Origin of the sequence: Desulfovibrio desulfuricans, assembly GCF_024460775.1 — a bacterium.
Taxonomy (GTDB): Bacteria; Desulfobacterota; Desulfovibrionia; order Desulfovibrionales; family Desulfovibrionaceae; genus Desulfovibrio; species Desulfovibrio desulfuricans_E.
Genome location: NZ_JANFYZ010000041.1, coordinates 1 through 611, shown reverse-complemented (window position 1 = coordinate 611; position 611 = coordinate 1). Strand labels below are relative to the sequence as shown.

The following is a 611-nucleotide window of genomic DNA, read 5'->3' as shown; positions in this document are numbered from 1 at the left end:
GAAATGCTCAATTTTTCGAAAGGTGAGCCCGTACGCTCACAGCGGGCCAGCAAGGCGTTTACGTCGATGTCTCCCAAATGCTCCGCATGAAAAATCTCGGTCAACTCCTCCCGCAGAGCATCCTTGTCCAACGTGGTTCGACCTGCTGTCACAGACATGCGGAATCGGTAGTTTCCCGTGTCTACCCAATCCCGTGTGCCAGCCTGGCGGTGAACAAGTTTGAGCACAGTTTCCATCTCTTTGATTTCGCTATCTAAAGCGGTGCGCTGCTCCTTGAGGGCCGCCAGCTTTTCAAGTGCCGGTTCCCATTGCGGCATATGCACGCCCTGTGGGAACTTGGGGCAGTCGCCATTGTATTCGCAGTAGGAACAGATTGGGTAAAAACCTTGGGCGCAGGTTACCTGTGAAAGGGACAAATTCCCGGCACGGTGGGCCGTGAGGTCGCCCCAGAGTTGGACCGCATGATCAAGGGCCGTATCCAGCATGGCCTGATTGAAAGTGTAGGGACCAAAGGTGGTCACGTCCTTCATGGAAAGGCAGAGCAGCCAGGCTTCTATACTCAGTTTCTCAGCTTGCTTGGGCAACTGAAGGCCAAGTTGGGCACGGCAAAG

At 54.8% G+C, this 611-nt stretch carries 1 pseudogene; it reads right to left on the bottom strand.

Features of this window, described 5'->3' with window-relative positions:
• Window positions 1–611 (bottom strand): annotated as a pseudogene (locus tag NE637_RS15335) (hypothetical protein); the annotation flags it as partial.